The organism is Roseibium sp. FZY0029 (genome assembly GCF_036350355.1).
Taxonomy (GTDB): Bacteria; Pseudomonadota; Alphaproteobacteria; order Rhizobiales; family Stappiaceae; genus Roseibium.
Genome location: NZ_JAZDVZ010000004.1, coordinates 583,609 through 604,376, shown reverse-complemented (window position 1 = coordinate 604,376; position 20,768 = coordinate 583,609). Strand labels below are relative to the sequence as shown.

16 protein-coding genes are annotated in these 20,768 nt (G+C 60.9%); 11 read left to right on the top strand and 5 right to left on the bottom strand.

Going from position 1 to position 20,768, the window contains the following annotated elements; all coding sequences use genetic code 11:
• Positions 1-8 precede the first annotated feature (8 nt).
• Positions 9-287: a hypothetical protein gene (locus tag V1T76_RS14475; RefSeq protein ID WP_330561349.1), complete on the bottom strand. Its 279-nt coding sequence runs from the start codon at positions 285-287 to the stop codon at positions 9-11.
• Positions 288-547: 260 nt separating this feature from the next.
• On the opposite strand from V1T76_RS14475, the gene V1T76_RS14470 reads away from it, so the two are divergent.
• On the top strand, positions 548-1,687 hold the full coding sequence (locus V1T76_RS14470) for a PepSY-associated TM helix domain-containing protein (RefSeq protein ID WP_330561348.1): 1,140 nt from the start codon (positions 548-550) through the stop codon (positions 1,685-1,687).
• Positions 1,688-1,818: 131 nt separating this feature from the next.
• Here the strand turns inward: V1T76_RS14470 and polA are convergent, their stop codons facing one another.
• From polA to V1T76_RS14455, 3 genes are all read right to left on the bottom strand, one after another.
• A complete protein-coding gene (gene polA / locus V1T76_RS14465) occupies positions 1,819-4,809 on the bottom strand; it encodes a DNA polymerase I (RefSeq protein WP_330561347.1) in 2,991 nt (996 codons plus the stop codon).
• A 55-nt stretch (positions 4,810-4,864) separates the two neighbouring features.
• Entirely contained in the window at positions 4,865-5,896 is a 1,032-nt protein-coding gene (locus V1T76_RS14460; RefSeq protein WP_330561345.1) for an acyltransferase family protein, read from the bottom strand.
• 142 nt (positions 5,897-6,038) lie between these two features.
• A complete protein-coding gene (locus tag V1T76_RS14455) occupies positions 6,039-6,551 on the bottom strand; it encodes an FxsA family protein (protein WP_330561344.1) in 513 nt (170 codons plus the stop codon).
• A gap of 238 nt (positions 6,552-6,789) precedes the next feature.
• Between V1T76_RS14455 and V1T76_RS14450 the strand changes: the two genes are divergently transcribed.
• From V1T76_RS14450 to trpS, 7 genes are all read left to right on the top strand, one after another.
• The gene (locus V1T76_RS14450; protein ID WP_330561343.1) at positions 6,790-7,518 is read left to right on the top strand and encodes a Tim44/TimA family putative adaptor protein; all 729 of its coding nucleotides are present in this window, start codon (positions 6,790-6,792) and stop codon (positions 7,516-7,518) included.
• Between the two features lie 113 nt (positions 7,519-7,631).
• Positions 7,632-8,750, top strand: coding sequence for a murein transglycosylase A (gene mltA, locus V1T76_RS14445; RefSeq protein ID WP_330561341.1), 1,119 nt, complete (start codon positions 7,632-7,634; stop codon positions 8,748-8,750).
• A 3-nt stretch (positions 8,751-8,753) separates the two neighbouring features.
• A complete protein-coding gene (locus V1T76_RS14440; RefSeq protein ID WP_330561340.1) occupies positions 8,754-9,323 on the top strand; it encodes a Smr/MutS family protein in 570 nt (189 codons plus the stop codon).
• Positions 9,324-9,327: 4 nt separating this feature from the next.
• On the top strand, positions 9,328-9,699 hold the full coding sequence (locus tag V1T76_RS14435; protein ID WP_006936926.1) for a helix-turn-helix domain-containing protein: 372 nt from the start codon (positions 9,328-9,330) through the stop codon (positions 9,697-9,699).
• Between the two features lie 242 nt (positions 9,700-9,941).
• Positions 9,942-12,776, top strand: a complete 2,835-nt coding sequence (locus V1T76_RS14430) for a [protein-PII] uridylyltransferase (protein WP_330561339.1) — start codon at positions 9,942-9,944, stop codon at positions 12,774-12,776.
• A 32-nt stretch (positions 12,777-12,808) separates the two neighbouring features.
• The gene (gene murJ / locus V1T76_RS14425; protein ID WP_330561338.1) at positions 12,809-14,371 is read left to right on the top strand and encodes a murein biosynthesis integral membrane protein MurJ; all 1,563 of its coding nucleotides are present in this window, start codon (positions 12,809-12,811) and stop codon (positions 14,369-14,371) included.
• Positions 14,372-14,491: 120 nt separating this feature from the next.
• Positions 14,492-15,571, top strand: coding sequence for a tryptophan--tRNA ligase (gene trpS / locus V1T76_RS14420; protein WP_330561337.1), 1,080 nt, complete (start codon positions 14,492-14,494; stop codon positions 15,569-15,571).
• A 342-nt stretch (positions 15,572-15,913) separates the two neighbouring features.
• Here the strand turns inward: trpS and V1T76_RS14415 are convergent, their stop codons facing one another.
• Positions 15,914-16,228, bottom strand: coding sequence for a cupin (locus V1T76_RS14415; RefSeq protein ID WP_330561336.1), 315 nt, complete (start codon positions 16,226-16,228; stop codon positions 15,914-15,916).
• A 145-nt stretch (positions 16,229-16,373) separates the two neighbouring features.
• On the opposite strand from V1T76_RS14415, the gene V1T76_RS14410 reads away from it, so the two are divergent.
• The 3 genes from V1T76_RS14410 (at position 16,374) to V1T76_RS14400 (ending at position 20,553) form a co-directional block, all read left to right on the top strand.
• Entirely contained in the window at positions 16,374-16,790 is a 417-nt protein-coding gene (locus V1T76_RS14410) for an Lrp/AsnC family transcriptional regulator (RefSeq protein ID WP_330561335.1), read from the top strand.
• Between the two features lie 106 nt (positions 16,791-16,896).
• Positions 16,897-19,323 carry a hybrid sensor histidine kinase/response regulator gene (locus V1T76_RS14405; RefSeq protein WP_330561334.1) on the top strand — a complete coding sequence of 809 codons (2,427 nt, stop codon included), beginning with the start codon at positions 16,897-16,899 and terminating at the stop codon, positions 19,321-19,323.
• 291 nt (positions 19,324-19,614) lie between these two features.
• Positions 19,615-20,553, top strand: coding sequence for a GNAT family N-acetyltransferase (locus V1T76_RS14400; RefSeq protein WP_330561457.1), 939 nt, complete (start codon positions 19,615-19,617; stop codon positions 20,551-20,553).
• Positions 20,554-20,768 lie beyond the last annotated feature (215 nt).

Genomic DNA, 20,768 nt, shown 5'->3' with positions numbered 1-20,768 from the left:
CTGAGCGTTCAGGCCGGTTCTGCAGGAGATCCATCAGTCTTCTGTGCGCTTCGCGCCGTCTTGTCATCGATGCGCCGGACCAACCGCTCGCTGAAGGCGGATACAGCCATGAAGCGGGTGGCGTCGACGGGGCCGGCGCCGAAGGCCCCATTGATTGTCTGGTCCCACACTTTGGACAGCCATTCCGCAGTCGGTCCTGTTCTCAGGGACAGCAGTGCGGCACTGCTGCTGGCCGCAGCCAGCAGCACCAATGCACCGGCCCTTTCCGGGCTTGCGAAGTGCGGCAAATTGTATGCAGGTTGTGATAGGTTCCGCCGGCCAAAACGGAGGCCTCTTCTTTCAAGCCCTTGAGATACCTTTATTTATCGTCGCCAATTACTTTTGCCCTTCGCCCGTTTCGCTGCAGCGGGGACATCTGGTTACAATTTACAGTCCACACAGCCCGCGGTTGCCTTTGACCTTACGAGCACTTCGGCCTACGCCTTTAAAGGCCGGGATAGGAGGGACCGGTAACCGTCACATCGGGTCTGAAAAAGGCAGTTGTACCATGTCTTTCAAACGTATCGTTTTCTGGGCGCATCTCGTCGTCGGGGTCGCCTTCGGTCTGATTATCCTCCTGATGTCGGCAACCGGCGTGCTGCTGACTTACGAACGCCAGATCATCTCCTTTGCTGAAAACCGCGCGGTCGAACGACCTGTCGACGGGCAGTTGATGACGGCCGACGAACTGGCAAGCGTGGCGCTGGCAAATGGCGCCCAAGCCGGCAATTCGCTGGTCCTGCCCAGGCAGGAAGGCGCGCCAGTGACGCTTTCGGTCAGCCGCCGCGAAAATTACCTCCTCAATCCCTACACCGGCGAGCGGATCGACAAGGCCGCTGAAGGCACGAAGTCCTTTTTCGGCACAGTGACCGCGCTCCACCGCTGGTTTTCCCTTTCCGGTGACAACCGGACTATCGGCCGCGCCGTGACAGGCGCCGCCAATCTCGGCTTCCTGTTCATCCTCGTTTCGGGATTTTATCTCTGGTGGCCGAAGAAATGGACCTGGCGGATTGTGAAACTGAACGTTCTTTTCCGCAAAAACCTGCCAACCTCAAAGGCGCGTGATTACAACTGGCACCATGTTTTCGGCATCTGGGCGCTGGTGCCGCTGTTTGCGGTGGTACTTTCCGGCGTTGTCATTTCCTATCCCTGGGCCAGCGACATGGTGGCCGCCGTCTTCGGACCCGTGTCCCCCGCGCAATCCGGACTGGCGGCAAGCGCAGCGCCGCAAGGGCAGAACCGGGCGCAGGGCGAGCCTGTCAGCCTGCAGGCAATTGCCGACGAGCTGAAACAGACAGAACCGGACTGGCGGACCCTTTCGATCAAATTGCCGAACGGACAGGCCGCGCGCGTGATGGTGACAGTGGATACCGGCAACGGCACCCAGCTTTCCCGCCAGACGACCTACACGGTCTCCAGGGTTTCGGGAGACGTGCTGGGCGTCAGCGGCGCCGAAGACCAACCCGCTGGCCGGCGCGCCCGGATGTTTCTGAGGTTCCTGCACACCGGCGAGGTCTACGGCCTTGTCGGCCAGACCCTCGCCGGGCTGGCCTCGCTGGCGTCGGTGTTTCTTTTCTACACGGGCTTCGCACTCGCCTACCGCCGGCTAATCCAGCCGTTGTTCCGGCGCCGGGCCCAGCAGGCCTGAGGTCTGCTGGCCAGTAGAGATTGAAACGCCTGGAGCAAACCGCGTTATTTCGGCATCGCTTTTCGCTGTCTGACATCAGAGCTTTCAACGCAAAAGCGATGCAGGATTTACCCGGTTAAACGCGACACGCGTTAGTGTGCCTCGTCCCAGTTGTCGGCAGCGCGGGCATCGACCTGTAGCGGCACGGAGAGTTTCAGTGCCGGATCGCAGGCGTTTTCCATGACGTCCTTGATCAACGGGATTGTGGTTTCCACCTGCGCATCCGGTACTTCGAAGATCAGTTCGTCGTGCACCTGAAGCAGCATCTGTGCATCCAGCTTTGAGCCTTCCAGCCGGTTTTCCATGCGCACCATCGCCCGGCGCAGGATATCTGCTGCGGACCCCTGGATCGGGGCGTTGATGGCGGCGCGCTCATAGAAGGCGCGCATGTTCGGGTTCTTGGTGTTCACTTCCGGATAATGGGCCTTGCGGCCAAAGATCGTGGTCACGTAGCCATTTGCATGAACCTGCTTCTTGGTCGCTTCCATGTAATCCTTGATGCCCGGGAACCGCTCGAAATAGGTCTTGATGTAGTCCCCCGCCTCACCCCGGGAAATGCCGAGCTGATTGGCAAGGCCGAACGCGGAAATACCGTAGATGATGCCGAAGTTGATCGCCTTGGCCCGGCGGCGGACCATCGGGTCCATGCCTTCGATTGGCGTGCCGAACATTTCACTTGCCGTCATGGCGTGAATGTCCAGCCCGTCATCGAACGCCTTCTTCAATTGCGGAATATCAGCCATATGCGCCAGGACACGCAGCTCGATCTGGCTGTAGTCGGCAGAGATCAGCTTGTGGCCCTTTTCGGCGATGAAGGCCTTGCGGATCTTCCTGCCTTCCTCGGTCCGGACCGGAATGTTCTGCAGGTTCGGTTCTGACGAGGACAGGCGCCCCGTGGTGGTGGCAGCCAGCGCGTAGGACGTGTGCACGCGGCCCGTTTCCGGATTGATGTAACCTGGCAGAGCGTCGGTATAGGTTGATTTCAGCTTGGAGAGCTGGCGCCAGGAGACGATCCGCGACGGCAGTTCGTGCCCTTCAGCCGCCAGATCTTCCAGAACCTGCGCCGAGGTCGACCAGGCGCCGGTCTTTGTCTTCTTGCCGCCGGGAAGGCCCATCTTGCCGAACAGGATATCGCCAAGCTGCTTGGGCGAACCGATATTGAAGTTTTCACCGGCCAGTTCGTAAATCTCGGATTCCTTGCCTGCCATCCCTTGCGCGAATTCGCCCGACAGGCGTGACAGCATCTGCCGGTCGACGGAAATGCCGCGCTTTTCCATGCGCGCCAGCACCGGGACCATAGGCCGTTCGAGCGTCTCATAAACGGTCGCCATGCGCTCGGATGCCAGGCGCGGCTTCAGGATCAGCCAGAGGCGCAGCGTGACATCGGCATCTTCCGCCGCATAGGCGGTTGCCTTGTCGATGGTCACCTTGTCGAAGGTGATCATCGACTTGCCGGAGCCGCAGATTTCCTTGAACGGGATCGGCTTGTGGTCGAGCCAGCGCTCGGACAATTCGTCCATGCCGTTGCCGCCCTTGCCGGCATCGACCGTGTAGGACAGCAGCATCGTGTCATCGAAAGGCGTGATGTCGATGCCGTAGCGGGTCATCACCAGCCAGTCGTACTTGAGGTTCTGCGCGATCTTGAGGACCGAACGGTCCTCCAGCATCGGCTTCAGCACGTCCAGCGCATCTTTCAGCGGGATCTGGCCTTCGACAAGGCCGCCGCCCCCCAGAAGATCGCCCTCGCCGTCGACATGGCCCAGCGGCACGTAACACGCCTTGCCGGGTTCGGTGGACAGCGACACGCCGACAAGCTCGGCCTGCATGGCGTCCAGTGACGTAGTTTCCGTGTCGAAGGAGACGTAGCCCTTTTCAAAGGCCGCGTCGCACCATTCCTTCAGCCGCTCGAGGCTGGTGACGGTTTCATAGGCGCTGCTGTCGACCGGGATAGCCCGGATCGATTGGGCACGGGCATCGGCAACCGTCTGGGGCACCAGCAGACCGGAAGTGTCCGGATCCGCGCCGTCCGGGCTTTTTTCGGCTTCCGCAGCGACGCTGTCTCCGCCGCCTGGACGCTCCATCATGCGGCCCTTGTGGTCCGGAACGTCCCAGCCGGGAACTTTCAGGTCTGCCGCGTCGACCGCGTCCATGTCGGCACCCGTCACATCGGCAACACGCCGGGTGAGGGTGGTGAAGCCCATGGCCTTGAGGAAACCGAGGGCCTTGGGGCCGTCGATACCGGTCACCGAGAGTTCGCCCACCGGTACTTCAACCGGCACATCCTGCTTCAGGGTCACAAGCTGCCTGGAAATCCGGGCCTGATCGGCGAATTCGATCAGGTTTTCCCGGCGCTTGTTCTGCTTGATCGTGTCGGCGTTGGCGAGCAGCGTTTCAAGATCGCCGAATTCGTTGATCAAAAGGGCCGCGGTCTTCAGGCCGATGCCCGGCACGCCCGGCACGTTGTCGACGCTGTCACCTGCCAGGGACTGCACCTCGATCACCTTGTCCGGACCGACGCCGAATTTCTCGAACACCTCGGCTTCGCCGAAGGTCTTGTTCTTCATGGTGTCGATCATGCCGACCTTCGGGCCGATCAGCTGCATCAGGTCCTTGTCGCCCGAAACAATGGTGACGCGTGCACCCTGTTCGGCAGCTTCGCGTGCGTAGGTCGCGATCAGATCGTCAGCCTCGAAGCCTTCCTGCTCAATGCAATGAACCGAAAAGGCCCGGGTTGCCTCGCGGATCAGGCCGAACTGCGGCACCAGGTCTTCCGGCGGATCGGGTCGGTGAGCCTTGTACTCCGGGTAGATCTCGTTCCGGAAGGTCTGTGCGGAATGGTCGAAGATCACCGCGAAATGGGTGGGCTCGTCACCTTCTTCCGGTGTCAGCCCTTCCTGCAGCAGCTTCCACAGCATATTGCAGAAGCCCGAAACCGCCCCGACCGGCAGTCCGTCCGGCTTGCGCGTCAGCGGCGGCAGCGCGTGATAGGCGCGAAAAATGAACGTGGACCCGTCGACCAGAATGAGATGGTCATCGGCGGTGAGGGCGGAGGGGGTGCTTTGCGTCGACATGGCGCGGATCATGCCCGCAGGCCGTTCTGGAGAAAAGTCCTAAAGTTAAAATTTCCAAGCTCGCCGATCACTCAGCTGCCTGTGCCTGACGTTTCCCGCTGAAAGTACCGCTGAGATAGGCCCATGTGGGCCTGCGAAACAGGAACCAGCCGACGTTCGTGCGGCGGATCAGCCAGAACAGGATCATCGGACTTACCGACGCCACAAGCGTCACGATCAACGACGTGGTGCCGAGGTCGAATATGCCCAGCTTCAGCAGAATCACCCGCGTCACCGCCATGGGGAAGAAGAAGGCAAGATAGATGACGATCGAGTTCTCGCCGAAATGCTGAAGAAACCCGAGCCGGCCCCATTTCACGATCAAGGCGCTGGTGAGGATGATGGCCCCCGCACCGACCGCGCCCAGAACAAGCGCGATGCCCGGCAGATGCGACCAGCCGGCATAAACCAGGGTGCCGTTCACAAGGCCCCAGACCAGCAGATAGCCGAGGCTGACGGAGATCCGCTCCCGTGCCCAGCCGGCCAGGGCGAAGATCTGCGGTGCAAAGACGAAGCCTGCATAGAAAAAGACAAAGCGGGCCGCAAATTCATCCACCAGAAGCCAGCCGGTGTGGATGGGAGCGATCTGCAGAAGCGCGCCGACAGCCAGAACCAGTTGCCAGGGCACGCCCTTGTCATGCGCCGCTTTCGACACGACGAAGAAGATCGGCAGCATGTAGATGAACCACAGGGTGCCGAAAGGCTCGATGAAGCTCAGGAAATAGAGCTCGACGGTTGCCCTGAGGCTGGTTTCTTCAACGAAGACAGGCGCTTTGACCAGAAACTGGATTGTCATCCACAAAACGTAGAAATAGGCGAAGTGGACGACCTTGCGGTCCAGATAGAGTTTCCAGTCACGGCCGATGACGTTGGACAGGAACAGACCGGAAATCAGAAAGAAATCCGGCATGCGGAAGGGCGCCGCAAAGGCAACGACGACGTGCATCCAGCCTGTCTGGCCGGCAGCGGCTTCGACACCGAGCACCGAATGCATCATCACAACGAAGATGATGCAGATGCCCTTTGCGGTATCCACCCAATCTACGCGCCTTGCGCTCATTCTTCGGCTGCGAGCTCCGCTTCAGTCTGGCTTAGGGCCGGCTCGGGGCCGGTTTCACGACAAATTTGAAGCCAGACTTGACCATGACTGGTAAATTTTACGCATACACCAAAAGTCACGTTTTAGTGACCGCTTCTGGCAATCAGGGCTTGGCGTTGTCCGACCCGTCCTGCCACGGGCTGAGCTTCGGCTGGCCGGAACTGCCGCCGGTGCCGCTGCTTTTCTCGCTCCAGTCGGCTTCATCCAGATCGACGACGCCATCATCCGGACGGCGCATGCCGCCGCCTCCCTCGACGATGACCACGTTCGAGCGGGCGATAATGAACCGCGCCAACGCTTCGCGGACCGGAGGAATGAACAGCAGCAAACCGATGGCATCGGTCACAAAGCCCGGAATCAGCAGAAGAATGCTGGCCAGAACAATCATCGCGCCCTGCATCACCTCGTTTCCGGGTGTGCGGCCTGCATCCAGTTCCTTCTGCATGCGCATCAGCAGTGACAGGCCCTGCTGGCGCAGCATCAATGTCCCGGCCAGAGCGGTGATCACCGTCAGCAGGATTGTCGGAAAAACACCGATCATGCCTCCCACCCAGATGAACATCGCAATTTCGATCAGGGGCAGAAGAAGGATTGCGGCAATGATATAAAGTCCCACGGGAGCTCCAACGTCTGATAAGCTATTCTGACCTAAGGTAGACATTCACTCGCGAAAATGCGAGCAGGCAGTCACGAAATGCCTATGAATGCAAAGATTCAGTCTTGCTCTTGGGTCTGGATGCTGGTTCAAGGACCCCCTAAATAGGACGCAGACAGACCTTGTGTACGAGGCTGCGCTCACCTGGCAGTTAGAGCGGGCGGCTCTAGGGCCTCAAGAAGGGTAACCGGAAGTTACGATGAACGAGATTTTTGACCCGTTGAACCTCCTCCTGATGGGACTTGCGGTTTTCATTCTGTTCAGACTGCGATCCGTGCTGGGCAAACGTACCGGCAACGAACGCCCGCCATTCGACCCCTATTCCAAACCGGATCAGCCGCGTGAACGCAAGAACGGCAACGATCAGGACAATGTCATCCCGTTGCCGAACCAGCCGATGCAGGAGGCCGAGACTGTCGAAGACGCCGGCCGTGGCGGTGATGTCGTGATCGACAAGGTTGCGCCGGCAGGCTCCGCTTTAAACAGTGCCTTGAAGCAAATCCTGTCCGTTGACCGCAGCTTTGAACCGGAACCTTTCCTGGAAGGTGCGCGCGCCGCCTACGAGATGATCGTGATGGCCTTTGCAGACGGCGACAAGAAGGCGTTGAAAAACCTTCTGTCGCGTGAGGTCTACGAAGGTTTTGTTGCGGCCATCGACGAGCGCGAGAAACGCGGCGAAACCATCGAATCGACCTTTGTCGGCATCGACAAGGCTGAAATCGTTGAAGCCGCGCTGAAGAACTCCACCGCCCAGGTGACCGTGAAAATCCACAGTCAGCTCATTTCCGCCACGCGGGACAAGAACGGCGAAGTGGTCGACGGCGACCCGGCCAAGGTCAGCGAAGTGATCGACATCTGGACGTTTGCCCGGGACACCACGTCCCGCGATCCGAACTGGAAGCTGGTCGCGACCGAATCCGCAGAGTAATCACGATGCAGGGCAAGCGGACCACGCGGCCCTGGCCGGGCTTCCGGCTTGTCTCACTGCTAAAGGGCGCGGTTCTGGCCGCGCCGCTTTTCTTTTCAGGAGCAGCCTCCGCCATGGTACCAGGCCAACAGATCCCGGACCGGTTCGAGGAAATCTCCTTTTCCAGTCTGCCGGGCTGGCAGGACGACGACCATGCCGCCGCCCTTGCCGGCTTTCTGCGCCTGTGCCGCAAACCGGATATCCTCACCCAAGACAAAGTGTTTCCTCCGATTGCCGCGTCGGACCTGCAAAAACTGTGTGGCGACGCCGAAAAGGCGACCGGAGCGGGCGGCAACGCGCCGCGGACATTTTTCGAAAGCCGGTTCACACCGCTCCGGATCACCCAGAGCGGTTTCGTCACCGGCTATTTCGAACCGGAGCTGGCCGCGTCCCGCGTCAGGACCGACGAATTCCGGTATCCCTTGTTGAAAAAACCGGACGGGCTAGAGGCGATCACGCCCGAAAACCGGCCGAAAAACTGGCCCGGCGCGCTCAGCCACGGACGGAGGGTCAACGGACACCTGACTGAAATGCCGGACCGGGGCGCCATCATGGACGGCAAGCTGGATACGGAAAATCTCGAACTCGTCTGGCTGGCCGATCCGATCGACGCCTATTTCGTGCATGTTCAGGGTTCGGCCCGACTTCGTCTTGCGGACGGCACCGCGATGCGGGTCGGGTATGCAGGCAAGACCGGCCATCCTTACACCGGCATTGCCCGGCTGCTGGTGACCCGGGGCGAAGGCACGCCGGAGGATTTCACGGCTGCCGGCCTGCGGGCCTGGCTGGAAGCCCATCCGGATGAACGCGATGAGCTGTTCCGGCAAAACCGGTCTTTCATCTTCTTCCGGGAGGTTGACGAGATCGGGCTGAGCGACGGACCGGTAGGCGCTGCCGGCCTTCCGCTTGTCGCGGGGCGCAGCCTTGCTGTCGATCCGCATTTCATTCCCTACGGGGCGATGGTGTTTGTGTCCTCCACGCTGGCAGATCATGACAGCGGCGATACGCCCTTCCGGAGGCTGATGGTTGCCGACGACACAGGCTCGGCGATCAAGGGCCCAGCGCGGGGTGACATTTTCATCGGCTCCGGGCAGGCAGCCGGGGCCATTGCCGGAGAAATCCGGCACCAGGCCGACTTCACGATCCTGGTGCCGACCTTCCGCCTTGACCCTGCCGGCGTGACGACGGACTGATCCATGGCGAGACGGGGCAAAAAAGGATCGCTGTCACCGGAAGACAGGGAATTGTGGGGCAAGGTTGCGAAAACGCTGACACCACTGCATCCTGACAGGGCAATGGAGCTCAAGGCCGACCTTGAGAAAATCACTGCCGAGGAACCGGCGGCCTCTGCGAAGCCTCCGAAAACCGCGACCGCGATCAAGGCCCCTACGGCCGCCAAGGCGCCGCCCGCACCGCTCCCGCTGCATCAGCTTGAGCACCGCTATCGCCGCAAACTGGTGCGCGGTGTCAAGGCCATCGATGCGCGGATCGACCTGCACGGCCTGACACAGCACCAGGCCCATGACCGGCTACGTGGTTTTCTTCATCAGGCGCAGGCGAGAAGCCACAAGGTGGTGCTGGTGATCACGGGCAAGGGCAGCGGCGATGCGCGCGCCTATATGGACGAGCGCGGCGTTTTGCGCAGAATGGTACCCCAGTGGCTGTCGATGCCCGACATGCGCGCCGTGGTGCTCGGCTACGAGGAGGCCCACGCGAACCATGGCGGCGCCGGCGCCCTGTATGTTCGCATTCGAAAAAGAAGGTAGGGCCGTGACCCCACTTGGCGCAAAAATCCGGGAACTGAGGACAAAACGGGATGTGTCGCTGAAGGAAATGGCGGCGGCCCTGTCGGTTTCCAGTGCCTATCTGTCCGCGCTGGAACACGGCAAACGCGGCAAGCCGACCTGGTTCCTCGTCCAGCGAATCATCACGTATTTCAACGTCATCTGGGATGAGGCGGAAGAGATCCAGCGCCTGGCCGAACTGTCCGATCCGCGCGTGACCATCGATACGGCTGGCATGGACCCGAAGGCCACCGAACTTGCCAACCAGCTTGCCCTGAAGATCGGAGGTCTTTCCGAAGAGTCTCTCGCCGCCCTCCTGCACCAACTCCGCGTCGCTGCTGCCAAGGACGGCGTCTAGGAACAACCGCTCTGGCGACATTTGTCATCCTGACCGAAGCGCAATGCATATCTTGGAACTTCGGGTTCACGGCAGACGTTGGTACCGATGAGATCTCTCCGGTCTTCGCCTGCGCTGGCAAAACACACGCATGGTGGCAAGGCCCGAGACGGGTCGGATCAGGATTTACGTGTCCTTCACAACCCCATCCCCTATATAAGCTGCAGCAAACCCGCGCCTGCTGAACTGAACACTGGACCAGTATGAAACTCTCCCAGGAAGACCTTGCCGGACTGATCGATGCTGATGACCTGAGAAATCGCCTGACCGCGCTGACCGCCGGCAACGATGGCGACGGTTCGGACATGAAGACCCGTTCGGCCGTGCTTTCCATGCTGAAGACTGTGGTGAAAGAGGCGCGCGGCAAGGCCCAGGAAATGCTGGATGAGGACGGCGGCGGGTTGCTGTGCGCCGGGCGGCTGTCCTATATCCAGGACGAGTTGATCCGCGTGATCTACGATTTCGCCCTGCACCACGTCTACCGGATCAAGAACCCGTCCGCCGCGGAGCGCATGTCCGTTGCCGCCGTCGGCGGTTATGGCCGGGGCACGCTGGCGCCGGGATCCGATATCGATCTTCTGTTCGTGCTGCCCTACAAGCAGACCCCCTGGGGCGAGCAGGTGGTCGAATATATCCTCTACATGTTGTGGGATCTGGGCTTCAAGGTGGGTCACGCGACCCGCAATATCGACGAGTGCATCCGCCTGTCCAAGTCGGACATGACCATCCGCACCGCCATTCTGGAAGCCCGCTTCATCTGGGGTGATGAAGCCCTGTTCGAGGAACTCGTCGAGCGTTTCGACAAGGAAGTGGTCGAAGGCACCAGCTCCGAGTTCATCGCCGCCAAGCTTCAGGAACGCGACGACCGCCACAAGCGCCAGGGTGCCTCGCGCTATCTGGTCGAACCGAACATCAAGGAAGGCAAGGGCGGCCTGCGCGATCTCAACACCCTGTTCTGGATCGCCAAGTACCATTACCGCGTCAAAAGACAATCTGAACTGGTCAAGAAGGGCGTTCTGACCCGTTCGGAATATACAAGGTTCAAGAAATCGGACGACTTCCTGTGGGCGGTTCGCTGCCACCTGCATTTCCTGACCGGCCGCCCGGAAGAGCGCCTGTCCTTTGACGTCCAGCGCGAGATCGCGATCCGGCTCGGCTACACCCAGCATCCGGGCATGAAGGATGTCGAGCGTTTCATGAAACACTACTTCCTGGTGGCCAAGGATGTGGGGGATCTGACCCGCATCATCTGCGCCGCGCTGGAGGAAGAACACGTCAAGGAACCGCGCGGCAAGGGCCTGACCGGCATGATGCGCCGCCTGCGCGCAGGCCGGGGTTCCAACACGGCAAAACCCGTGGAGGGGGCAAGCGGTTTCGTGGTTGAGAACAACCGCCTGAATGCGGTGTCCCCAACCGTGTTTGAAACCGACCCGACCAATCTCCTGCGGGTGTTCCAGGTCGCGGACAAGCACGACTACAACATGCATCCGCATCTGACCCGCCTGATCCGGCATTCGCTGAAGCTGGTTGATGGCAGCCTGCGCGCCGACCCGGAGGCGAACCGGCTGTTTCTGTCGATCCTGACCTCGCGCCATGCGCCGGAAAAGACGCTTCGCAAGATGAACGAAACCGGCGTGCTCGGCCGCTTCGTTCCCGAGTTCGGCAAGGTCGTGGCGATGATGCAGTTCAACATGTATCACCACTACACGGTCGACGAGCACCTGATCCGCTCCATCGGCGTTCTGGCCGATATCGAACGCGGCAATTCCGGCGACGACCATCCGCTGGCAACCGACCTGATCCTGACGCTGCAGAACCGCAAGGTGCTGTTTGTCGCCATGTTCCTGCATGACATTGCCAAGGGCAGACCGGAAGACCATTCCATCGCCGGTGCCCGGGTTGCCCGCAAGCTGTGCCCACGTTTCGGGCTGAACGATGCGGAAACCGAAACCGTTGCCTGGCTGATCGAACGTCACCTGGACATGAGCACCATTGCCCAATCGCGCGACCTGTCCGACCGCAAGACGATCACGGATTTCGCGAACACCGTGCAGTCGCTCGAACGGCTGAAATTGCTGCTGATCCTGACGGTGGCCGATATCCGCGCCGTTGGGCCCGGCGTCTTCAACGGCTGGAAGGGGCAGCTGCTGCGCACGCTCTACTATGCCACCGAACCGCATCTGTCCGGCGGCCACACGAAGATGTCGCATCGCCAGACCATCGACCAGGCCAAAGAAGAGCTCGCAAGCAACCTTGGGCATTGGTCCGCCAAGGACCGGAACGCCTACCTGAACCGGCATTATCCCGCCTATTGGCTGCGCACGGAACCGGAGCGGCTGGTCTCCCATGCCGAACTTCTGCACAAGGCCGACAGGGAAAAGAAGCAGCTGGCCTTTCAGGTCATTCCGCGCGCCTTTGAAGGCGTGACCGAACTGACAATCAAGGCGCCGGACCATCCGCGCCTGCTGTCGATCATTGCCGGGGCCTGTTACACCACCGGTGCCAATATCGTTGACGCGCAGATCGACACCACCACGGACGGCTATGCGCTGGACACGATCTTTATCGGCCGGGAGCTGCCCGATGATGAAGACGAAAAACGCCGGGGCGAGAGGATTGCCGCGCTGATCGAGACAACGCTGCGCGGTGAGGAGCGGCTTCCCGAGCCCGTGTCCAAGAAGACCGGCGTAAAGGGCCGCATGAAAGCCTTCAAGGTGGCCAGCGAGGTTCTGGTGAACAACGCCCTGTCGGACGATTACACGGTTCTGGAGATTTCCGGCCTTGACCGTCCAGGCCTGCTCTACGATCTGACACGGTCCATTGCGACGCTCAACCTGAACATCGGCTCGGCTCATATTTCGACCTTCGGCGAGAAGGTTGTCGACGTATTCTACGTAACCGATCTAACCGGACAGAAAATTGCCAATATCGGACGTCAGGAGATCATCCGTGAGCGCCTGGCAGATGCGGTTGAAGGCCATGTGGAACTCGACCCGGCGGCTCCCGTAGCCCGCAAGGTCCAGCGGCAGGCTTCATAAGTGCATCCCTCTGTCTCTGGAGCCCTTCCGGCATGAGTCTCGTCCGTAATTTCGCAACCGTCGGCAGCGCGACCCTGCTGAGCCGCCTGCTCGGCTTCGTTCGCGATGTGCTTCTGGCCGCCGTCGTCGGGGCCGGGCCGGTTGCCGATGCCTTCGTGGTGGCCTTCCGCCTGCCCAACCTGTTCCGGCGCCTGTTTGCGGAAGGGGCCTTCAACTCCGCCTTCATTCCGCTGTTCGGACGAACGGTCGAGGAGGAGGGCGATGCCGGGGCAAAACGCTTTGCCGGCGAAATCGGCGCCGCGCTGCTGTTCTGCCTGCTGGTGCTGACGGCCTTCGCGCAGATCTTCATGCCGCTGGTCGTCTGGGCGCTGGCACCGGGCTTTGTGGAAGACCCGTCCAAATACGATCTGACGGTGCTGATGTCGCGGATCGCGTTTCCCTATCTGATCTTCATGTCGATGCTTGCCTTCATCGGCGGCATTCTCAACACCTACCAGCGCTTTGCCGCCGCCGCCTTCGCGCCGGTGATGCTGAACGTGGTGATGAGCGCCGTTCTGGGCACCGTGCTTTATCTGGGCATCAAGGACGAGACTGCGCTCGGGGTCATTCTGGCTGTCGGCGTCACTGTCGGCGGTATCGTGCAGCTTGTTGTCGTTCTCATCGACCTGAAGCGCCTCGGCTTCAAGATCCCAGTCTTCCGTCCGCGCTACACCAAATCGGCCAAACGCCTGCTGATGCTCGGCATTCCGGGTGTCGTTGCTGGCGGCGTCACCCAGATCAACATTGCCGTCGGCCAGATCATCGCCTCGATGCAGGAAGGCGCCAACGCGCTGCTCTATTTCGCTGACCGTCTCTACCAGTTGCCGCTCGGGGTGATCGGCATCGCCATCGGCGTGGTGCTGCTGCCGAGCCTCACGCGGCAGCTGCGCGCCGGTCACATGGGCGCTTACCAGCACAGTCTCAACCGCGCGCTGGAGTTCTCGCTGGTGCTGACGCTGCCGGCAGCCGTCGCGCTGGCGGTCATTCCGCAGGAAATCGTCTCGGTTCTGTTTCAGCGGGTGCGCTTCGATGCCGCCGCCGTGGAAGGCACAGCCGCGGCCCTGACGGCGTTTTCCTTCGGTCTGCCAGCCTTCGTGCTCAACAAGGTGTTTTCGCCCGGCTATTTCGCCCGGGAAGACACCAAGACACCGATGATCTTCGCCGTTATCGGCATGGTCGTGAACGTCGGACTGTCGGTTGCGCTGTTTCCGATGCTGCAGCATGTGGGCATCGCGCTGGCCACCACGCTGGCGGGTTGGGTCAACACCGGACTTCTGATCATCGTTCTGTGGCGCCGCGGCCATTTCCAGCCGGATTTCAAGCTGCTTCGGCGCCTGTCGCTGGTGGTGCTGGCCAGCCTGCTGATGGGGATCGCGGTGCATTTTGCCGCCGTCTACATGGCGCCCTGGCTGTCGGCACCGTGGCTAGCCGTGCGCGCGGGCAGCCTCGTTCTGCTCGTGCTCGTCGGCATGGTAACGTTTGCCGTCTTCACCCAGGTCAGCGGCGGGTCCGACCTCATCGGCATGCTGAAAGCGTTGAGACGACGCAACACCTGAACGCGAAACGCCGGCGCACACCGTTTCCGGCTTGCATGGATCACGGACCGGGCTTAAACCCGGCCCGCCCAAACATTCATAGCGCCCTTCCAACCGGCCGCACCATCAAAGGGATCTGAAATGGCGGAGTTCCAGCCCCGTGTCTTTTCCGGCGTCCAGCCGACAGGCAATCTGCATCTTGGCAACTATCTGGGCGCCGTTTCGCGCTGGGTCCCGTTGCAGGACCAGATGCCGACGATCTTCTGCGTCGTCGACAGCCACGCCATCACCGCAGGGTTTCCGGATCCGCACGAGCTTGCCCAGGCAACCCGTGAAGTGACCGCTGCCTATATGGCCGCCGGTATCGATCCGAAGAAATCGATCATCTTCAACCAGAGTCAGGTTCGCGAACACACCGAACTTGCCTGGATCTTCAACTGCGTGGCGCGCATGGGCTGGCTCAACCGTATGACCCAGTTCAAGGAAAAGGCCGGCAAGAACAAGGAAAACGCTTCCGTTGGCCTGTTCGCCTATCCGAACCTGATGGCTGCCGACATTCTGGCCTACCGCGCGACCCATGTTCCGGTCGGCGATGACCAGAAGCAGCACCTGGAACTGACCCGCGATATCGCCGCCAAGTTCAACAACGACTTTGCCGAGCGGATCAAGGAACTGGATATCGGTATTCCGAACCCGACACCCTCGCCGGAACTGCCGGAATATCTCTATTTCCCGATGACCGAGCCGATGATCGCAGGCCCGGCCACCCGGATCATGTCGCTGCGCGACGGCACCAAGAAGATGTCGAAGTCCGATCCGTCGGACCTGTCGCGTATCAACCTGACGGACGACGCGGACTCGATCTCCAAGAAGATCAAGAAAGCCAAGACCGATCCGGACGCCCTGCCGAGCGAAACCGACGGCCTGGAAGGCCGCCCGGAAGCGGATAACCTTGTCGGCATCTATGCTGCCCTCAGCGGCGCAACCAAGGCCGATGTGCTGAAGGAATACGGCGGCCAGCAGTTCTCCACCTTCAAGCCGGCCCTGTCCGACCTGGCGGTGGCGAAACTCTCGCCGATGACCGACGAAATGCGCCGCCTGATGGACGACAAGGCCCAGATCGACGCCATTTTGAAGGAAGGCGCCGAAAAGGCCTCCGCCATCGCGGAACCGGTTCTGAAGGACGTTCGCAAGATCATCGGTTTCCTCGACGTCCGGTAAGACGTCGCGGCACCAACCAGATCCTGAAAACCCGGCAGGTTTCTGCCGGGTTTTTGTTTGGGTACGTACTGTGCGGACAGGATGCCTGGACGGTGAGCCCAGATCTGGCCTCAACTCCGCCGCGCCATGGCTCGACCATGGGGTCCATGCCGGTACGGTTCAACCCGGCAAAGCCTTGCCTTGGGGAAAAGGCTCGGCATGGATTGCAGGCTCAAGCGCTGCAATGACGGGCGAGCGGCGAGGTCGAGAACCCGCTGATCTGTCTTCGCGGCAGGCAGGAACTTGCCAGCCGAGTCAGGCAGCAGGCGTTCTCCCACCGCATCCACCCCGTGACCTTCCTCGTCAAACGCTATCCTTGCGCTCGACAACAAGCACCCGTGCCTCGCCGACCGGATGGGCCACATGGGCATCGCCGTCGTTAGCGAAGAACATCTGTCCCTCGGTCAGGCGCTGGACCTTTTCAGCTCCGGCGTCGCGGTAATGCATGTCGACCGTGCCGGAAAGAACGACGAAGACTTCCGGGCCGTCGTTGACGTGCCATTTGTAGGGCGTGTCGGTCCAGTGCAGACGCACCGTGATGCCGTCCAGTTCGCCGATCAGGCGCGACCCCCAGGCTTTTTCGGCCTTAAAGCTGCTTGTATCGAGATGGAAATCCATGGAACTCTCCCGCTGCAAAATCGCTCAAGGGTGCTATCGCGGACAGGCAGCCGTTTCTCCCGGCAATTTGACCGGTTCAATCGGTCATTTGCCGGTGGGCGGCGGGCGGCGGCCGCTTGCCACACAGGACAAAGACAGAAACCCCATGGATGCTATCGACCGGACCCTGCTGCACCTGTTGGAAGCCGACAGCCGGACACCTGTGAAAACGCTGGCCGCCCATGTTGGGCTCGCCCGATCGAGTGTTCAGGCCCGGGTCCGCAAGCTGGAAGAAAGCGGCATCATCCGCGCCTATACGATACGGATCAGCGATCCCGACCCGGCTGAAATCGAAGCCTATCTCTGGATACGGACCGGATCGGCAACCTGCGCTGCCATCGCGCCGGTGGTTTCAAAATTCGAGGAGGTTCGACAGTGCCGCTCGATTTCCGGCGACCGGGACATGGTGCTGCTGGCGCGGGCCCGGACATTGGAACACCTCGCCGGGCTTCGCAACCGCATTGCTGCCCTTGACGGAATTGCCAGTGTCGAGACCCATCCGGTGTTGAAGGACTGGATCTGAACGGGGCAGGAAACCGCCGATTTACTTTTTTATCGGCTGATGAAACGGTTTCTCAAAGTTTACATCGCACTCTCAAGACAACAGGATCTTGTAGAGAGTAGTTATCTTGGTCAGTCAAAACAGCGAACGCGCGGCCAAAGCCGCGCCAGAAGCCGATGACGCGCAGGAGAAATTCTTCGTCGAAGAGCAAAAGCTTTCTTCCGCGGACACCTTGACTACCGACGATTATCTAAACACCGTAAAAACCCGCCGCGACGATGACGCCAGCTCCGATATCGGGCCAGAAGTAGGACCAGGCCGCCGGGCGACCGATGCTCCCGTATCAGCGCCTGCCAAATCCCTGCAGCACCTTGCCCTGGCCGGCATGATCGTCGGCCTTGCTGCGGGTTTCGTCATGATTTCCGGCGAGGGCCTGAACCGGTTTCTGGGCCTTGGCCTGACCTTCTTTTCAGGCGGACTGGCCGTCTGGCGTCTGTTTGCAGACGACATGCAGCGATCTGTCCAGGCGCTTCAGGTGAAAGACGACAAGATCCGCCGTCTGATGGCCCGCTGCGAGGAACTGGAAGACCGTGCCTGGGAACTGGGCGAATCCGACGAACGTCATGCCAGCATCCTGGCAACGCTTGGCGACGTTGTTGTGCGGCGGGACCAGGACGGCATCATCACCTACGTCAACTCGGCTGCTGACGATGTGTTCGGGCTCGGGCACGCCTTGCAGCCGGGTGCGACCCTGCATCTGCCGCTGCTTGAGGAAGTGGGCTTTGAAAGCGCCGTGACGCAGGCGCTGGACAAGACGACACCGGGCATGGGGTTCCAGGATCTGCATATCGACACCGCGCAGGGCCCGCGCTGGTTCTCGCGCATCGACATTCCGGTGCGTGACACTGCAACGGATCGCCAGCTCGTGCAGACCGTTCTGCGCGATGTCACCGAGCGGCGCCTGATCGAAGAAGAACTGCTGGCCGCCCGCCATTCGGCGGAAAGCTCCAACGAAGCGAAATCGCGGTTCCTGGCGACCGTCAGCCACGAAATCCGTACCCCGCTCAACGGTGTGCTGGGCATGGCCGCGCTCCTGCGCGACACCCGCCTGACCAAGGAACAGAGTGCCTATATCGAGGCGCTGGAAACTTCGGGCGAAACGCTGCTGCTCCTGATCGATGAAGTGCTCGACTTCTCCAAGGTGGAGGCCGGCAAGCTCGACATCCAGGCAGCCCCTGTGCGGGTCGGCGCGCTGGTGGAAAGCGTCGTTGAACTGCTTGCGCCAAAGGCCCACGCCAAGTCGCTTGAAATCGGCTCGATGCTCGATCCCAACCTGCCGGAAGAGGTGACGCTGGACGCCACCCGCGTTCGCCAGATCCTCTACAATCTCATCGGCAACGGCATCAAGTTCACCGATGAGGGCGGTGTCGCGGTGGAGCTGACCGGACGTCCCAATCCGGACGGCGGCGGTTTTCTGGATATTGATGTGCGCGACAGCGGCATCGGCTTTGATGAACACGAAGCCGAACGGTTGTTCCAGGAATTCGAACAGGTCGACCATGGCCCGGCGCGCAAATTTGGCGGAACCGGCCTTGGTCTGGCCATCGCCCAGAGGCTTGCCGGCCTGATGGGAGGCGAAATCGCGGCACAGCCCGCCGGAGAAGGCGGCGCGCAGTTTCGCGTGTCCCTGCCGATCCCGGAATCCCTTGTCGCCGACACGGATCCGCGTCTGGCCAAGCTCGAAGGCCGCAGGATCGTATTCGTCAGCGCCAGCCAGATCGAATGCCCGCTGCTGGCCAGACGGCTGAAATATCATGCGGCCAATGTGAGCGTACATGCGCCGGGCAGTTCGGATCTCGACGCCGCACTGGCCGAAGCCGACCTCCTGGTTGTCGATAATGGTGCCCTGTCCGACAGCGGCGGCTGGCTGGCCTCCGCCCGCCTGACGGGCTGCAAGGCCCCGGCCGTCGTGATGATTGCCCCGCCGGAGCGCGAGCGCCTGGAGCATCTGCGGGAAGCCGGATATGCTGCCTACCTCATTCGCCCGGTGCGGATCGAGACCCTAGTGCAGATTTTTTCCGGCCTTCTGGAAGACGAAGGCATGGAACATGCCTGGGACGCAAGCGCGGAGCCCGTCAGCAACGGTTTCCTGCCGAATCGCTACCAGGTGCCTGCCCGGCCGCTGCGCCTGCTTGTGGCAGAAGACAACGACATCAACCGGCTGTTGAGCGAAGCCATGCTGCGCAAGCTCGGCCATGTGCCGGTGATGGTAATCGACGGTGAAAAGGCCGTCGAGGAAGCTGCCAGCGGCGCTTATGATGCGATCCTGATGGATCTGCACATGCCCGGTCTCGACGGCTTTCAGGCGATCCGGCAGATTCGCGAGGACGAACAAGCGGCCGGACGGACCAATGTGCCGGTGCTGATCGTGACCGCCGACGTGATGAAAGACGCACGGGACAAGGCCACCGAAGTGGGGGCTGCCGGTTATCTGACCAAGCCGCTTTCCGTTGAAGCGATTTCCGACGCTCTGGCCGAAGTCAGCCGAAGCTGAAGCCGTTTCCGGTGTGGCAAGCACAAGCTGCAAACGGAAACGTTGCCGCCGGCGTTCGTGAAAATTCACAAAGCTGCAAGAGTGGGCTAAGCTCGCCCCTGGAAAACACGGCGCAAAATACCGAGTGTCATCCAGCTGTCGGAATAGTATGTTCTACGGCAAGCTTGAAGCACACTGACCGGGATCGGACTTCCTGTTCCGGCAAAGGTAATTTGGCAGGTGAAACAGACAACAACCTGTGAAACCTGTAAGGTGCGCCAAAAGGGAATACACGAGGGTGGAATGTCCATAATGCGGCAAGGGCTTTTTTCTCCCAGGAAACTGGTCAGAAAATTTACACCGGCAATGCGTCCGGACGCCAACCTTCCCAACACACAGCGCATCGGGCCCGCCCTGCGAACACCGGTCAAAACCGGCGAAACGCTTGGCCGGATTGGCTCTCTGGAAGTGCGGATGGCCCGCAATTTCAAGGAAGTGAAGAAGGCGCAGCGCCTGCGCTATGAGGTTTTCTATGAGGAAATGTCGGCCATTGCCGACGCGCACACGCTGGCAACGCGCCGCGATGCAGACCCTTTCGATGCCTATTGCGATCACCTGCTCGTGGTCGACCATGATTCGCTCAAGCGCAACAAGCTGGGCCGGCTGAAGCCCGAGATCGTCGGCACCTACCGTATCCTGCGCCAGGAAATCGCCGATCAGCACACCGGCTTCTATACTGCCGCCGAATACGACATCCAGTCGCTGATCGACGCAAACCCCGGCAAGCGCTTCATGGAACTCGGCCGCTCTTGCGTGCTGAAGCCCTACCGCAACAAGAAAACCGTCGAGCTGCTGTGGCACGGCATCTGGGCCTATGTGCTGCGCCACAATATCGATGTCATGCTTGGCTGTGCCTCGATCGAAAGCACCAATCCGGATGCCATCGCCGGCCAGCTTGCCTTCCTGCATCACAACGCCCGCGCCCCGGAAGAATGGCGCGTGCGTGCTGTGGAAGACAGATACGTGGAAATGAACCGCATGCCGGCCGAGGAACTCAACGCCAAGGAAGCGCTGCGAGCCCTGCCGCCTCTGGTTAAGGGCTATCTGCGCCTTGGCGCGTTCATTGGCGATGGTGCCGTGATCGATCATCAGTTCGGCACCACGGATGTTCTGATCATCATGCCGGTGTCCGAACTCAATACGCGCTACGTCAATTATTATGGCGCCGACGCAAGCCGCTACTCCAGCTAAATCCGGCTGTAGCTGCCAAGCTTTCCCTTGTTATCCCGGCCGGGCAAAGCGCACGACGGGATCGGGAAGGTAAGATCCTTTCCACTGCGCTCTGACAGGGCTCCCGTCGGGCCTGGGTCTGATTGCGTCCCTTGAACAGGACGCCGCCTCTCCCTTGCAAAAACCCGTAGCCTTAACGCCCCCTTAAATCGCCGCAATTTAAGCTCATCTCCGGG

Excerpts from the sequence above, each read along its gene's own strand:
- V1T76_RS14460 (WP_330561345.1), bottom strand. The coding sequence starts at position 5,896 with ATGAGCGCAAGGCGCGTAGATTGGGTGGATACCGCAAAGGGCATCTGC.
- V1T76_RS14470 (WP_330561348.1), top strand. The coding sequence starts at position 548 with ATGTCTTTCAAACGTATCGTTTTCTGGGCGCATCTCGTCGTCGGGGTC.
- V1T76_RS14410 (WP_330561335.1), top strand. The coding sequence starts at position 16,374 with ATGGATGCTATCGACCGGACCCTGCTGCACCTGTTGGAAGCCGACAGC.
- V1T76_RS14415 (WP_330561336.1), bottom strand. The coding sequence starts at position 16,228 with ATGGATTTCCATCTCGATACAAGCAGCTTTAAGGCCGAAAAAGCCTGG.
- V1T76_RS14450 (WP_330561343.1), top strand. The coding sequence starts at position 6,790 with ATGAACGAGATTTTTGACCCGTTGAACCTCCTCCTGATGGGACTTGCG.
- polA (WP_330561347.1), bottom strand. The coding sequence starts at position 4,809 with ATGATCCGCGCCATGTCGACGCAAAGCACCCCCTCCGCCCTCACCGCC.
- V1T76_RS14440 (WP_330561340.1), top strand. The coding sequence starts at position 8,754 with ATGGCGAGACGGGGCAAAAAAGGATCGCTGTCACCGGAAGACAGGGAA.
- murJ (WP_330561338.1), top strand. The coding sequence starts at position 12,809 with ATGAGTCTCGTCCGTAATTTCGCAACCGTCGGCAGCGCGACCCTGCTG.
- V1T76_RS14430 (WP_330561339.1), top strand. The coding sequence starts at position 9,942 with ATGAAACTCTCCCAGGAAGACCTTGCCGGACTGATCGATGCTGATGAC.
- V1T76_RS14400 (WP_330561457.1), top strand. The coding sequence starts at position 19,615 with ATGCGGCAAGGGCTTTTTTCTCCCAGGAAACTGGTCAGAAAATTTACA.
- mltA (WP_330561341.1), top strand. The coding sequence starts at position 7,632 with ATGGTACCAGGCCAACAGATCCCGGACCGGTTCGAGGAAATCTCCTTT.
- trpS (WP_330561337.1), top strand. The coding sequence starts at position 14,492 with ATGGCGGAGTTCCAGCCCCGTGTCTTTTCCGGCGTCCAGCCGACAGGC.